The sequence below is a fragment of the Vitreimonas sp. genome, assembly GCF_036392335.1.
GTDB lineage: Bacteria > Pseudomonadota > Alphaproteobacteria > Caulobacterales > Aquidulcibacteraceae > Vitreimonas.
On the sequence record NZ_DASVYD010000066.1, the window covers coordinates 147,835 to 162,078 of the forward strand.

Genomic DNA, 14,244 nt, shown 5'->3' on the forward strand with positions numbered 1-14,244 from the left:
TTTAGCCTCCCCGCCGCGCGTCAACCGCAAGCGCATTGAACCCAAGGCACAACGCAATCAGCGACACGAAATAGAACACGGAGCGAAACTCAACGACGCCGCGCTGCGCGGCGTCGAAATGGTGCATGATCGAAAACCGCGCCAGCGCTTCCGACACACCCCCGCCCAGGATGCCCGAAAAGAAATCCAGTACGAGCGGGAGTCCAAGCGCTGTCAGCAGGAACGACACCAGCACCGCGAGCACGAAGGCCACAATCTGCGCCGGCGTCAACGCCGACATCATGGAACCGATCGCGAGATAAGCGCCCGCCATCAGCAAGCTTGCGATATAAGCCGTGAAGATCGCCGCGTTATCGGGCGAACCGAGGATGTTGACGCTGATCCAGAGCGGGATCGTCATCAGCAGCGCCGCCGCCGCCACCGTCCACGCCGCCAAGAATTTGCCAAGCACCAATGCCCATGTCGGCGCTGGCAGCGTCATCAGCAATTCGATTGCGCCTGAGCGCGCCTCTTCCGCCCAAAGCCGCATCGATACGGCCGGCAGGAACACCATGAAGATCCAAGGATGAAACGCAAAGAACGCAGAGAGGTCCGCGCGGCGCGCCTCGAAGAAGCCGCCCACTTGGAAAGTGAAGAGGCCGATCGAGAACAGAAACACAGCCACGAACACGTAAGCCGTCGGCGTCGTCACATAGGAGAGCAATTCGCGGCGATAGATCGCCGTCATGCTGGCAAGACCAGGACGCTTCTTCACGTGCGCTCCTCCCCGCGCGTGAGCGCCGTGAACGCGCGCTCCAGCGTGCCATGCTCGTCAATCAAGGCCGCCGGCGTTTTATCGGCGACGATTCGGCCCTGATCGATGACGATGGCGCGCGTGCAGACCGCTTCCACCTCTTCTAACGAGTGCGTGGAAATGATGAGGCCGCGCTCTTCACCGAGCTTCTTGATCAGATCGCGCACGGCGTGGCGTTGGTTGGGATCGAGACCATCCGTCGGCTCGTCCAAGATCAACAGCATCGGATCGTGCAGCAACGCCGCTGCAAAGCCCACACGGCGGCGATAGCCCTTAGAGAGCGTGTCGATCGGGCGATCGATGGAATCGCCCAGGCGCGCATCCTGCGCCGCACGGCGCACAGCGTGACGCGCGCCTTCACGCGACATGCCGCGCGTCTCCGCGACGAAGCGCAGAAATGACCAAGGCGTCATCTCGCCATAGAGCGGCGCGCCCTCGGGCAAATAGCCCACCCGCTCCTGTGCGCGGCGGCGCTCCTGCGCGACATCAATATTGAAAATCTTGGCCACGCCTTCGTCGGGTTCGAGATAACCCGCGATCATGCGCATCGTCGTGGTCTTGCCTGCGCCGTTGGGGCCCAGGAAACCGACGATCTCACCAACATCAATCGAAAAACCGATACCGTCCACGGCGACGCGGCGGCCAAACGTCTTCCGCAGACCATCGACCTGCAGCAGCATGTGGATAGAATTCCCCGTCGAGAAACGAGCGCCGCTCTTAGGGTGGTTTGAGTGAAAACGCCACCGCTTCTTATCCACAGCAGCGCCGCGCGGACACGAATCACTCGGCGCCGATTCCAGCTTCGATTGCCAACTTGTAAACAGAATTACGGGCCCGTTCTGCACGCCATCGCAACCAAAGGAGCACGCATAAAAATGCGTGCGCTGCGCATCACGGCCGGCTGCAAAATTGTTGAATTACGCCGAATTTTCTGGCCCAGACACGACAAAGCCCGCGACATGCGCGGGGCTTGATCAAAGTTGTGGCCGGCCGAAGCGCGTACCGGAGGGGGGCTGGGGGGGCTGATGGATTCCCCCGGCACGAGCCTTTCTCCGACCGGCCACGCAAATAAACTCGCTTCGGGATGGGGCGAGAGCAAGCAGAAAATCAGGCCAAAAGCCGACCTGCTCCATTTGTAATATTGCCTATCATAGGCTTACCTGTGTGCAGGGTGTTTGCATCCTGTGGAGAACGAAAACGCATGAGCGGGCGCACGGTTTTCTTCGAACGTCGCGAACTCGACCGCCTTCTCAGATTCTACGGACGCATGGTCGCCGCCGGCGAATGGCGCGATTACGCCATGGATGCGTTGACCGATCGCGCCCTCTTCAGCGTCTACCGCCGCACCAGCGAGGCCCCGCTCTATCAGATCGAAAAATGCCCGGCGAATGCGCGCAAGCAAGGCGAATACAGCGTGCGCGCGATCGACGGACGGGTACTGCGCCGCGGTCACGATCTGGATCGCGTACTCGCCGTGCTCGAGCCAAAGCGCATGCAAGTTGTGGGCGATTAGCGCACGCCAACCGTGCGCTGGCCGCCAAAGAAAACGCCCCGGCCATGGGCCGGGGCGCAATCATTTGACCTGAACTCCCAACGCTTAGTCGCGCGGCGACAGCAAGCTCAGGATGAATTGGAACAGGTTGATGAAGTTGATGTACAGGCTCAACGCACCAAACGTTGTCGCCACTGACATCGCGCGCTGATCGCCACCCAGCGCATAATAGGTGTACTTCAGCCGCTGCGTGTCGAACGCGGTCAGACCGGCGAACACGAGCACGCCGATGATGGAAATCGCAAACGACAGCGCGTCGCTTTGCAGGAACATGTTCACCACTGAAGCGATGATCAGGCCAATGAGGCCCATGATCAGGAACGTGCCGAAGCCCGTCAGATCGCGCTTGGTGGTGTAGCCCCACAAGGACAAGCCGCCGAACGTCGCCGACGTGATCAGGAAGGCCTTCGCCACCAGAACCATGCCGTTTGGGATGCCCGCGTAGGCGTAAACCAACGCGCCCATGCCGATACCGATCAGCGTAACCACGCTCCAGTAAACGATATTCGCTGCGGCCGGCGAGGGATTGCGCATGACAAAACTGGAGATCAGCAAGATCGCGAGCGGGCCGAACATCACGAGATAGGCTTGTGGACCGGAGAAAATCGCCGCCATAAACGCCGGCGTGGTGCCGACGATGTAAGCCAGAACGCCCGTCAGCAGCAGGCCGACAGCCATCTTATTGTAGACGCCCAACATGAAAGCCCGCAGGCCGGCGTCGACCGCCATATCCGCACGCCCGGTCGGGATCGACCGTGTTTGCGAGTGGTAGTCGCTCATCAATAACCTCCTTGGCGCGGAGAATACCGCGTCACAGCTGCTATATGGCCATGCCTGTCCATAGGGGCAAGGAAAACCGGACTTTCGACCGATTGCGGAACGAGCCAGCCCCGCCCAAAATTGTCCCAAAAGCGGCGGGAACTTTTACCCTGCGATCTTGCGTTTCGTTAACGAGCGAAGCGCCCGCAATGTCCGCTACAGGGCGGTCGTCGCTAGAATCGCGCTAGCAGGAGGCGCGGAGGGAAGCCGGGGTGGCTGACGAGAACGAACCGAACAGACCGGAGGAAGACCCTCCGGGAACTCGCACGCCGGGCGAGAACGACGGCGCGCAGCCAGAGTCGCCTAACGCGCCCCCGTCCCCGACCGAAGCCTCGGACGCACTTGAGGATAGTGCGGAGCAACCCGCCCCTGAGGCCGCCGCGCAGGCGGCAACTGAACCGGAGCCCGCCGCGCCGCTCTACGCCGCGGAGACGATTTCCGAGCCGGAATCTTCGGCGGAGGCCATGGAGCCCCCGCCAGCGTCCAGCACGGGCGCGCTGCCGCCAAATTATTTCCGCGCCGCCGGCGACCCCGACGAACCGCCGCCGGAAGAACCGCCCCCCACCCTGCTCAACCAAGCGCGCGCCAAAGCGAATGAATACTGGACGCGCTTGCGCGCCTACGCCGAACCCCGCTGGGTGAAATTCTCAGGCGCCGCGCGCGCTTTCACCGGCGAGATGTGGAACCGCATCCGCGGCATTAAGCGGCCAAAGAGCGTGCGCGAGGCCGCCGTGTGGGGCGGCTGGATCGCCGCCGGCGGCGTCGCCCTCATCATCGCCTTCTTTCTCTTCATCACCTGGGGCCTGCCCTCCACCGACGATCTTTGGGAGGCGCGTCAGGGCCAATCGATCACCTTCGTCGACCGCAACGGCCACGTGATCCTGCGCGAGGGCGCGCAGAACGCCCCGCCCGTCGACCTCGCCACGCTGCCGCCGTACGTGGCCCAAGCGTTCATCGCGATTGAGGACCGCAAATTCTACAACCACCTGGGCGTCGATTTCGGCGGCATGATGCGCGCCGGGGCTGAGAACATTCGCGCCGGCCGCGTCGTGCAAGGCGGTTCGACCATCACGCAGCAGTTGGCTAAGAACCTATTTCTCACCAACGAACGTTCTTGGCGGCGCAAGGCGCAAGAAATCATGCTCGCGTTCTGGCTCGAAAGCCGGTTCACGAAGGACGAGATTCTCGCGCTCTATTTGAGCCGCGTCTATTTCGGCGCCGGCGCCTATGGCATCGAAGCCGCCGCCGAGCGCTATTTCGACCGCCCCGCACGCGAACTCACGCTGCTGCAGTCGGCGATGATCGCAGGCCTCGTCAAAGCGCCCTCGCGTCTCAATCCCGCGCGCCAGGACATCGCCGCCGCGCGCGAACGCGCCACCGTCGTGCTCAACGAAATGGTGGCGATGGGCTTTATCAGCGCGGCCGAGCGCGACGCCGCGCTCCAGGAGGAACTCGTCATCAGCCGACGCAATCCGGCGGGCGTGCTCTCCTACTACCGCGACTGGATCGACCCGTTGCTCAATCAAGTCATCGGCAACGAGCGCGACGACTTCATCATCGAAACCACGATCGACATCGCCGCCCAGCGCGCCGCCGCGGAAGCGGTTGAGCTTGTGCTGGCTGAGCAAGGCGAAGACCGTCGCGTCGGCCAAGCCGCCGCTCTGGCGCTCGACGATCAAGGCGGCGTGCGCGTCATGGTCGGCGGCCGCGATTACGATCAAAGTCAGTTCAACCGCGCCACGCAGGCCCGCCGGCAGCCCGGATCGTCGTTCAAATATTTCATCTATCTGGCCGCGATGGAAAACGGGCTGACGCCTTGGAGCGTGCGCGACGATTCACCGATCACCATTTCCATCCCCGGCCAACCGGATTGGACTCCCGGCAATTACACCGAAGAATTCCACGGCCCAGTCACGCTCACCAGCGCCTACGCCAATTCGTTCAACATGGTCGCCATCCGCGTCGCCAACGAAATTGGCGGCGACAGGGTGATCGACGCCGCGCGCCGCTTGGGCGTGACATCGCCGCTTGCGAATTATCACTCGTTGGCGCTCGGCGCGCAGGAGATCACTCTGCTTGAGATGGTCAGCGCCTATGGCGCGATGGCCGCCGACGGCAATCGCGTCGAGGCCCATGGCGTCACCCGTATCCGCCGCGCCAGCAGCGACGAAGTGATGTGGAGCTGGCGTCCCGCGAACCGCGGCCGCGTGATCGAAGAACGCCCGTTCCGCTACATGAACCAATTGATGCGCCGCGTTGTCGACGCCGGCACCGGCACGCGCGCCCGCATGACCGGCCGCGAAATCGGCGGCAAAACCGGCACCGGCAACGATTATCGCGACGCTTGGTTCATTGGCTACACACCCGGCATGGTCGCTGGCGTGTGGGTCGGCAACGACAATTTCACCACGACGGCGCGCGTCACGGGCGGTTCGCTGCCCGCCGACATCTGGGCGCGTTTCATGCCCGTGGCGCTACGCAACACGCCGACGCGCGCCATGGAGATGCCGACGGAGGAGGATTATGACCTGGGCACGCCGGCGCCGCAGGAGCCGAGCCTAGCCGTGGTCGGGGCGCCCGTCGGCGCCGTGCTCGGCGCGCCCGCCGAAGCGCCGCCCGACACCGAGGATCGCTCGCTCGATTTCGGTCCAGAGGGCTAAGCATTCGCTTATGCAAATGAGTTGCGGCGCGTTTTATTGCACGCGCAGCAATTCGTCTCACGCGTCACTGCTGGACAAATCCGTACAGACTTCGCTTGCTAGGCGCCGCGTGCGGGATCGTGGAGTCGCAAAATGCAATGGACGAACACGGAGCGCGGTTATGGTTGGCTTTCCATCGCGTTGCATTGGCTCGCGGCGATCGCCATCCTGGCCATGTTCTGGAGCGGCTTTGCCGCCGACAATGCCGCCGAGATCGGCGACCGCGAAGCCCGCCGCGCTCTGATGGGCTTTCACATCGCCTTCGGCGCCAGCGTCGCGCTGATCCTGTTCGCACGCGTGGCGCTGCATTTTGCGCAGCGCCAGCCAACGCCATTGCCGCAACCGCCCGCGCTGAATGTAATCTCGAACGCGACGCACAAATTGTTGCTGCTCGCGATCCTGATTCAATTTATTTCGGGCCCGCTCGCGGTCTGGTCCGGCGGGCGCGACATCAACGTGTTCGACCTCTTCGCCATTCCGACGCCGTTCGCCGCCGAGAACGAGGCCGTGCACGAAGGCGCGGAAGTGGCGCACGCGATCGGTCGCTGGATGCTGTTCGGTCTGATCGCGCTGCACGTGCTTGGCGCGCTCAAACACGCCCTCATCGATCGTGACGGGGTGATGCGCCGGATGCTGGCCCCGGCGAAAGACTAGCGCGCGTGACCGATGGCGTGGAGCGCGCAGCCGTGCTCGTGCAGCCAAGTGCGGCCGCGCTCATAGTCCGGCAGGCATTTGCGCACATGCGCCCAGAAACGGCGTGAATGGTTCATTTCGCGCAAATGCGCCACTTCGTGTGCGGCGAGATAGTCCAACACGAACGCGGGCGCGCAGATCACGCGCCAAGAAAAGGAGAGGACGCCATCGCTCGAGCATGATCCCCAGCGCGAGCGCAGCTCCTTCACCTGCAGCCGGCTTGGCCTCACCTCCAAGGTCGCCGCATGCACGGCCACGCGTGCTATCAGATCCGCACGCGCTTGATCCTTGAAGAAGCGCAGCAAGCGCGACTCGAACAGGGCCGCGTCCGGCGCCGGCGCGATGAGCTTGCCATCCTCGACCCGCGGCGCCGCGCGCCCATGTTCGTACACGAGTTCATGATCGACGCCGCGCAGCGGCACGTGTGCGCCAGGCGTCAGCTGAATGCCCCGCGGCAATCGTGACAATTCATGCGCGATCCAGCCGGCGCGCTCCGCCGCGAACTGCGCCGCGTGTTTCAGATGCCGCTTCGACGGCGCCGTCGCGATCGCCTCACGCCGCGTTGGATCGATGCGCACTGAGACGTGCCGCGCGCGCGGGTTCACGATCAGCTTCACCGGCAAGCGGCGGCCGTCGATCGTTTCGATCTCGGTTTGAACGGGATCAGTGGCACGCGAATCGAAGCGCATGCGCAAAGAGTCTCACGCCCGGCGATTCCACTAAAGTGGAGCCGCCTGTGAGCTTGCTGTGAACAGCGCCTATTCGGCCGCGATTTTCGCTTTTGTGCGCTTGGCGCCACGCGATGTGGGCGATTGGAAAGTGCGCATGAACTCGCGCATGCGCGGATAGATTTCGGTCTGGAAACGACGGCCGCTGAACACGCCGTAATGGCCGACGCCCGGCTGGATGTAGTCGCGGCGCATGGCTTCGGGGATGTTCACGCAGATGTCGTGCGCGGCTTGGGTTTGGCCGATGCCGGAAATATCGTCCTTCTCGCCCTCGACGGTCAGCAGCGCCGTCTTGGTGATCGCGGCTGGATCGACCCTCATCCCGCGATGCGTCATCGTGCCCAAAGGCAAGCGATATTCCTGGAAGATCTCGATCAGCGTCTGGATGTAGAATTCCTCGCTGAGGTCCATCACCGCGAGATACTCGTCGTAAAATTCGCGATGCTTGCGCGCGTCGTCGCCGTCGCCCTTCACCAAGTTTTGGAAATAGGCGTAATGCGCATCGACATGGCGTTGCATGTTCATGCCCATGAAGCTCGCCAGCTGCACGAAGCCCGGGTACACGCGGCGGAACGCGCCCGGATAGAGCATCGGCACGGTGTGAATCATATTCTGCTTGAACCACGCGATGTCGCGCTGCTCGGCCAGCTTGTTCGGCTCCGTCGGCGATTTGCGCGCATCAATGGGCGACCCCATGATCGTCATTGTCGCCGGCGTGCATGGATCATCTTCCTGGGCCATCAGCGAAACAGCCGCCAACACCAGCGGCCCCGGCTGGCACACGGCGACAACATGCGTGTCTGGCCCGAGCTCACGCAGCATCGCCATGACATGATCGATATAATCGTTCAGATCGAAGCGGCCCGCCAGCAGCGGCACCATGCGCGCGTCGGACCAATCGGTGATATAAACTTCGTGCTCCGGCAGGAACGCTTCCACCGTGCTGCGCAACAGCGTCGCGTAGTGGCCAGACATCGGCGCCACGATCAGCACCGTTGGATCGGTGCGCTTGCCGCGTGCGCGCTCGAGCGCTTCGCCGTCGCGCGCGAAGTGCACCATGTTGCACCACGGCGTCGACCACACCGGGGTCGGCGTCACTTTAACCTCGACCGAGTTCACGCTGGTCGTCGGCAGCAGCCAATCCGGTTTGCGATACCGGCGGGTGACGGATTCAAACAGGTCGGATGCGGCGGCGGCGGTCTTGGCCACCTCTGAGTCCGACGCTGGGTTCAACGGCGAGCGCAGCATGCTCGCTTGCATCATGGCGGCGATGCGCCAGGGCGCCACCGACATGTGGCCGAGTTCATAAAGCGAATAGAGCATGTCGCCCTTTCGTGCCGCGCCGCAGCAATTCCAGGATGGAACCGTGCGCCCGTCCCCGTTTCCAACAAGCTAAGACGCCTGTTTGTTGCACCGCAACAGGTCAAAGGTCATAGCGAACGCTACATCTGTCCAGTCGGTAATGTCAGATTCCAGGCCTGGGTTGGCAGTTTTTACCTGCCGCTTCCCATAATCATCCGGCCCGCTCTAGTCCGGCGGCGATGCACTGAGCCACTTGCTGCGGCGTGGCCTGGACCGTGTTGACGATCGAGCGGGTCCGCCATTGTCCGTCGAGCACATAGAGGAACGACGAATGGTCGACGTTATACACGTCCTCCGGCGCCCCCTCGATCGGCGCGCGCGCGCTGTAGACATGGAAGCTGGCCTTGGCCGCATCCACCTGAGCGCGGCTGCCCGTGAGCCCCACCAGCCCGGGCGGGAAGCCGCCCGTCTGAACATAAGCGCCCATCACCTCGGGCGTATCGCGCTCGGGATCGAGACTGATCAGGATCGGCTGCACGTCATAGCCGCCCGGTTCAGCCAGCGCGGCGGCCAGCGTGTACATGGACGTGGGGCAAATGTCCGGGCAATGCGTGAAGCCGAAATAGACCACCGCGGGTTCTCCGGCGAAATCCGCCTGAGTGACGGTGGCGCCGTTTGAATCCAGAAGCTCGATCGGGCCATTTACGACATCGGCGCCCTCGATGATGCAGTTCTCGACCACCGGCGTTTCGGGCGCTTTCTCGCCGCCATTTCTGCCGACAAGCAGAAGCGTTCCCACAGCAGCCAACGCAGCCGCGGCCACAGCGGGCACAACGGCGCCGGTCAGATTACGGCGTGGTGTTTCGACAGGCTCTGCCATGCTCGGACGCTAGGCGGCCAGCTTCGACACGAACAGGCGGCGCGAAGGCGCAGGAGGCGCAATGCCGCAGCTTCTGCGTGTGCAGGCGCACAAAAATGACGCGCCCGCACGCACATGGCCATAGAGCACAGCTACGCTGCGCTCGTCGCTTGCTGGATCGCCGCACGCGCTTCCGCGAGCGCTGGGGCGGTCTGCGTTTCGCCGTCATGAATCTGTGATGCCAGGCCCATTAAGGTCGGCCCTGTCACCGAGCCATTCTGAGCCTCCTCCTCGACATAGACGCCGCGCGACCGCGCAATCGCCTCGTCCCACGCTTGGCGGACGCCAGCCCAATAGTCCTGCGTGGCGCTCCAATAGGAATCCGCCGCCCCGATCTCGTAATCGGTATAGCGGTTATAGGTGTTGACGCCGTCTTCATGCACGATGACCGCGAGTTGACCGTCACGTTCGCCGATCTTCTCGTTGTCCTGCTCATGCACCCAGCCTGTGGGCGTTAGCGCATGACGATTGATGCTGAGATAGCGATTGTAAGGCGGATTGCGGATGGCGTCGCGACGCGCGAGCGGACGCAGCGCCGGAGCGCTCGTCCACATCGCACGGCCATTGGCGTAATCCCAGCGCCCGACGCCGCCATAGCGCGGCGAGTCATCCGTCTGCCACACAGTCTGCGACCAGGCGCCCCGGCGATCCGCGCTGCTTACACTCTCGACACGCCACCGATTGCGCTCCGCGTACATGAGTACGTTACGCGGCTGGTAGCTCCAGTCCTGACGCCAATGCTTGATGACGAAATGCTGCCCCTCGTGCGAAGCAACAAGCAAGTGCTGCAGCTGAATGAAATCGCCCGTGTCGGCGACCACCCGCACACTTTCGTATCCGCCGCTGGTTTTGGGTTCGAGCGGATCGTAGTCCGCAACGAACGGCGTGGTTTCATTGAACGCGAAGCGCACATGATAATCGCCCGCCATCGCCAAAATCGATTGGCGGTCGCGCTCAACCCCGCTGCCGCGCGATTGCGCGAACGCGGTGGGCGTCGCCGCCGCGACGCCCATGCCGGCTAAAGCCAGCACGGACGCACGACGCGTGAAATGCATATTCATCCGATCCTCCCTCAGAAGCGATATGAAAGCGAAACCGAGTAATTGCGGCCCGGTTGCGTGTAGGCGTCGAGAACGGTGGACGAGGCGCTCAAACCGCGTGCGTCGCTCCACCACCAATAGGTTTCATCGGTCGCATTGAAGATGCCGGCGCGCAGCGTGGCGGCGTCGGTGACGTTCCAATACGCGGTCAAATCAAGGATCGTGAATGCGTCTGGACGGAAGGCGGTGAGCGGCGCGGCGACATCTTCATCATCCTTGCGCGCGGCATACGTGACGATCGCTTGGCCGCCCCACACGCCGCTCTCATGATCGTAACCAAGTCCGAGCACCAGCTTCAGCGGATCAATCGTCTCGAGCGGCCCCACGCCCGCGGGCGTTGTCTGCTCACCATCGGCGTAAGACGCCGAGACATTCAGCGATATCCCTTGTTCCCATGTCGCCGTCACGCGCGCCTCCGCGCCGGTGATCTCGACTTCATTGAGATTGACGTATTGATAGACGAACGGATCGGCCGCGCTGCCGCTGCCGGACACGATCTGCTGCGAGATAAAATCCTCGTAGAAAGTCGCGAACGCCGAGGCGCTCCAATCCCAACCGGCGCCGAGCGCGCGCCAATTGCGGCCACGCACGCCAATCTCGAAACCCTCGCTGGTTTCAGGCGTCAAATCCGGGTTCGGAATCGACGTGTAAGCCTGCCCAAACGCGCCGAGCGTCAGGTTCTCGAAATAATTGTTCACCTCACTCGGCGCTGGCGCTTTGAAGCCCGTGGCGTAATTGGCGAACACGCCAAAGCTGTCAGTCGGCCAAGCGACAATGCCGAATTTCGGCGACACATGTGAATCGCTCTGCCCGGAGAGATCACCCAGATAGAGCGCATCCGCCTGCGCGCGCAGCTCGTACTCATCATAGCGTACGGAAGGGAACAGCAGGAGCGCGCCATCGAGCAACGCGATTTCATCGACGACGAAGACGCCAAGGCGTTCATATTCCGTCTCCGGGAATGGCCGTTCGGGGAAGGTCGCGGGCGGCGTTGGCACTGTGCCGTCGCGGATCGCGCCTTGCGTCGTCTCGGAATAGTCGAGGCCGTACACAAAGCGATGTTGCACGTCGCCTTCGAACAGGCTTTCGGTCTGCAAAGTCAGACCGATCGTATCGTTGTCGTAGGTGGTCTCGCGCGTGCGATCGGCCGCGGGATTGCGATCTTCGTAAGTGTATTGGCGCAGCCAACTGTCCTGCGCGTAGATCGACACAAACGCGCTGTCGATAAAGCCGCCAGCATTCTCGAACGTATAATCAAGCGCCACGCGCGAACGCTCACTCTCATCCTCGCCACTGAGCCCGATGACTGTGCTGCTCAAACCTGAGAGCGCCACCGTGTCGATGAAGCGGTCGCCGTAATCGGCAGTCAGGCGAAAGCGGTGCGCATCGTTTGGCTGAAACACGAGGCGGCCAAGCACGGCGTTCGACGCGATATCCTGCGGGTTCGGCACGGTCCGCGCGGAGGTCGAAGTGTCGTTGACGCCCTGATTCTCCTGCTCATGCCCATCGCGACGCGTGTAGGCGAGCAAAGCCGACCATTGATCGTTCAATCGACCAGCGACGGTGAGGTTCTCAGCCCAGCTCTCATCGACGCTGGCGTATGAGACACGAACGCGGGCGCCAAAGCGCTCGTCGTCGGCCAAGAAGTCGTTCGGATCGCGCGTGATGAAACTCACCACGCCCGCCAAGCCATCGCTGCCATAAAGCGCCGAACCTGGACCGCGCACGATCTCCGCCGATTGCAGCAGATCGAGATCGACGTAGTCGCCGCGTCCGAACGCGTTTGGCCCGAAGCTGAATCCCTCCGGCACGCGCACGCCGTCCACTTGGAGGAGCACGCGATTGCCGCCCATGCCACGGATCACGAAACCTGAATTGCCATCGCGGCCCGTGCCGCTGAGCGCGGCGCTAAAGCGCGACGGCGAGGTTGGCACCGAGACCCCTGGCTCGAAGCGGATCAGGTCCTTGATGTCGGCGACGAGGTTCTCTTCGATCTCTTCAGCGTCGATCACCGACACCACATTCGGCACCTCGAACGTATCCGCCGGACGGCGTGTAGCCGTCACGGTGATATCGGCCTCCGCGTACTGACGCGGCTCAGCCTCCTGAGCACTTGCCGCGCCAGCTGCCGCCAAAACCAAAGCGAGCGCCGAGCTCCCCCACATAATCCGCATAAACCTCTCCCTGTGCTCGGCCGAGGTTGGCTTTATTGCGACTGCTTCGCAGACTCAATAGCGAATAAGCTGCGGTCTTACGCCTCACCCTTGGCGGCGCGGGGTTTTCCGGCGCATGCAGAGCCATGACGCTTTCCGAGACTCGGCCCGCCCCAGCCCCCGTTCCCAGCTTCTGGACCGCCACCAGCCGGGTTCGCGTGCGGACGCTGATCCTGCTGCGTTGGCTCGCCATCGTTGGCCAAACCGGCGCGGTGCTGTTCGTGCGTTACGGGTTAGAGGTCGACTTCCCACTTGGCTGGGCCCTCACCGCCATCGGCATCTCGGTTGTGCTCAATCTTGGCTTGATCGCGGCGCGACGTTCGCAAGAGCTCGCGCTCGAATGGGAAGCCGCCGCGCAGCTTGGCTATGACGCTGTGCAGCTCGCGGTCCTGCTTGCCCTCACCGGCGGCCTGCAAAACCCGTTCGTGTTTTTGTTCGTGGCCCCCGTCGCTGTCTCCGCGACGATCCTGCGCCCCTCACTGACCGCGATGCTTGCGGCGCTCTCTTTCGCCTGCGTTGGCGCCATCGCGGTGTGGCGGCTGCCGCTGCCTTGGCCCAATGGTGAAGTGTTTGAATTGCCCGCGCTCTACCAGATGGGCATTGCAGCGGCCGTATTGGTCGGCCTGGGCTTCACCAGCGTGTACGCTTGGCGCGTGGCCGCGGAAGAGGAACGTCTCAACATCGCCCTGGCCGCGGTTCAAGCCGTGTTGGCGCGTGAACAAACGCTTTCCGCGCTCGGCGGGCTCGCCGCCGCCGCCGCGCATGAATTGGGCACGCCGCTGGCCACCATCCACCTCGTCGCCAAGGAATTGGCGCGCGAAGTGCCGCCTGACGATCCGCGGGCCGAGGACTTTCAGTTGCTCATCACTCAGAGTGAGCGCTGCCGCGCCATTCTCGCGCAGCTCTCGGCCAACCGCGAACAAGGTGATGTTATGATCCAGCGGGCGCCCATGCGCGCTCTACTTGAGGAAGCCGCCTCTCCGCACGAAGGCTTGGGCGCCGAGATCGTGATCAGCACGGAAGGGGACGGCCCCATCGACGTGCGCCGCATGCCTGAGATCGTGCATGCGCTTGGCGGTTTCATCGAGAATTCCGTCGGTTTCGCGAGGGCCCGCGTCGACATCGAAGCGCACTGGGACGCCGACCACATCGAGATCATCATCCGCGACGACGGCCCGGGTTTCTCGCCTGCGATCCTCGGCCGCATCGGCGAACCCTACCTGACCGAGCGCGACCATGAAGGCATGGCCGGCGGCCTGGGCCTCGGCTTCTTCATCTCGAAAACGCTGCTGGAACGCACCGGCGCCAAGCTCGAAGTGCGCAATCTGAGGCCCCCTCAGCAAGGCGCCGTGGTTAAGGCGGTATGGCCACGTGCATCTCTTGAGGCGCCAGCGCTTTGATCTTGCGCGAAATGCTCTAAATACAG

At 63.1% G+C, this 14,244-nt stretch carries 12 protein-coding genes; 4 read left to right on the plus strand and 8 right to left on the minus strand.

Translation table 11 applies throughout. From position 1 onward, the window contains the following. Nucleotide 1: 1 nt before the first annotated feature. Together VF769_RS15700 and VF769_RS15705 are read right to left on the minus strand one after the other, a co-directional pair. A complete protein-coding gene (locus VF769_RS15700; RefSeq protein WP_414731783.1) occupies nt 2-727 on the minus strand; it encodes an ABC transporter permease in 726 nt (241 codons plus the stop codon). A 23-nt stretch (nt 728-750) separates the two neighbouring features. Continuing rightward, complete coding sequence (locus VF769_RS15705) at nt 751-1,473, minus strand: ABC transporter ATP-binding protein (RefSeq protein ID WP_331009370.1); 723 nt, start codon at nt 1,471-1,473, stop codon at nt 751-753. 521 nt (nt 1,474-1,994) lie between these two features. Between VF769_RS15705 and VF769_RS15710 the strand changes: the two genes are divergently transcribed. Further along, nucleotides 1,995-2,306, plus strand: coding sequence for a DUF2794 domain-containing protein (locus VF769_RS15710; RefSeq protein WP_331009371.1), 312 nt, complete (start codon nt 1,995-1,997; stop codon nt 2,304-2,306). An 84-nt stretch (nt 2,307-2,390) separates the two neighbouring features. On the opposite strand, the gene VF769_RS15715 is transcribed toward VF769_RS15710, so the two are convergent. Beyond that, the gene (locus tag VF769_RS15715) at nt 2,391-3,125 is read right to left on the minus strand and encodes a Bax inhibitor-1/YccA family protein (protein ID WP_331009372.1); all 735 of its coding nucleotides are present in this window, start codon (nt 3,123-3,125) and stop codon (nt 2,391-2,393) included. Nucleotides 3,126-3,376: 251 nt separating this feature from the next. Here VF769_RS15715 and VF769_RS15720 point away from each other — a divergent pair, with 251 nt between their 5' ends. Together VF769_RS15720 and VF769_RS15725 are read left to right on the plus strand one after the other, a co-directional pair. Then, entirely contained in the window at nt 3,377-5,824 is a 2,448-nt protein-coding gene (locus VF769_RS15720) for a PBP1A family penicillin-binding protein (RefSeq protein WP_331009373.1), read from the plus strand. A 132-nt stretch (nt 5,825-5,956) separates the two neighbouring features. Then, complete coding sequence (locus VF769_RS15725) at nt 5,957-6,517, plus strand: cytochrome b (RefSeq protein WP_331009374.1); 561 nt, start codon at nt 5,957-5,959, stop codon at nt 6,515-6,517. Here VF769_RS15725 and VF769_RS15730 read toward each other — a convergent pair. The 5 genes from VF769_RS15730 to VF769_RS15750 all read right to left on the minus strand — a co-directional run bounded on the left by VF769_RS15730 (nt 6,514) and on the right by VF769_RS15750 (nt 12,779). Beyond that, nucleotides 6,514-7,245 (minus strand): SprT family zinc-dependent metalloprotease, encoded by a 732-nt coding sequence (locus VF769_RS15730; protein WP_331009375.1) that lies wholly within the window; start codon nt 7,243-7,245, stop codon nt 6,514-6,516. The genes VF769_RS15725 and VF769_RS15730 overlap by 4 nt on opposite strands. 69 nt (nt 7,246-7,314) lie before the next feature. Further along, nucleotides 7,315-8,607 (minus strand): polyhydroxyalkanoate depolymerase, encoded by a 1,293-nt coding sequence (locus VF769_RS15735; RefSeq protein ID WP_331009376.1) that lies wholly within the window; start codon nt 8,605-8,607, stop codon nt 7,315-7,317. A 190-nt stretch (nt 8,608-8,797) separates the two neighbouring features. Further along, entirely contained in the window at nt 8,798-9,466 is a 669-nt protein-coding gene (locus tag VF769_RS15740) for an SCO family protein (RefSeq protein ID WP_331009377.1), read from the minus strand. Nucleotides 9,467-9,597: 131 nt separating this feature from the next. Next, the gene (locus tag VF769_RS15745) at nt 9,598-10,566 is read right to left on the minus strand and encodes a DUF6607 family protein (protein ID WP_331009378.1); all 969 of its coding nucleotides are present in this window, start codon (nt 10,564-10,566) and stop codon (nt 9,598-9,600) included. An 11-nt stretch (nt 10,567-10,577) separates the two neighbouring features. Beyond that, complete coding sequence (locus tag VF769_RS15750; protein ID WP_331009379.1) at nt 10,578-12,779, minus strand: TonB-dependent hemoglobin/transferrin/lactoferrin family receptor; 2,202 nt, start codon at nt 12,777-12,779, stop codon at nt 10,578-10,580. Nucleotides 12,780-12,904: 125 nt separating this feature from the next. Here VF769_RS15750 and VF769_RS15755 point away from each other — a divergent pair, with 125 nt between their 5' ends. Next, nucleotides 12,905-14,218, plus strand: a complete 1,314-nt coding sequence (locus VF769_RS15755) for an ActS/PrrB/RegB family redox-sensitive histidine kinase (protein WP_331009380.1) — start codon at nt 12,905-12,907, stop codon at nt 14,216-14,218. Nucleotides 14,219-14,244 lie beyond the last annotated feature (26 nt).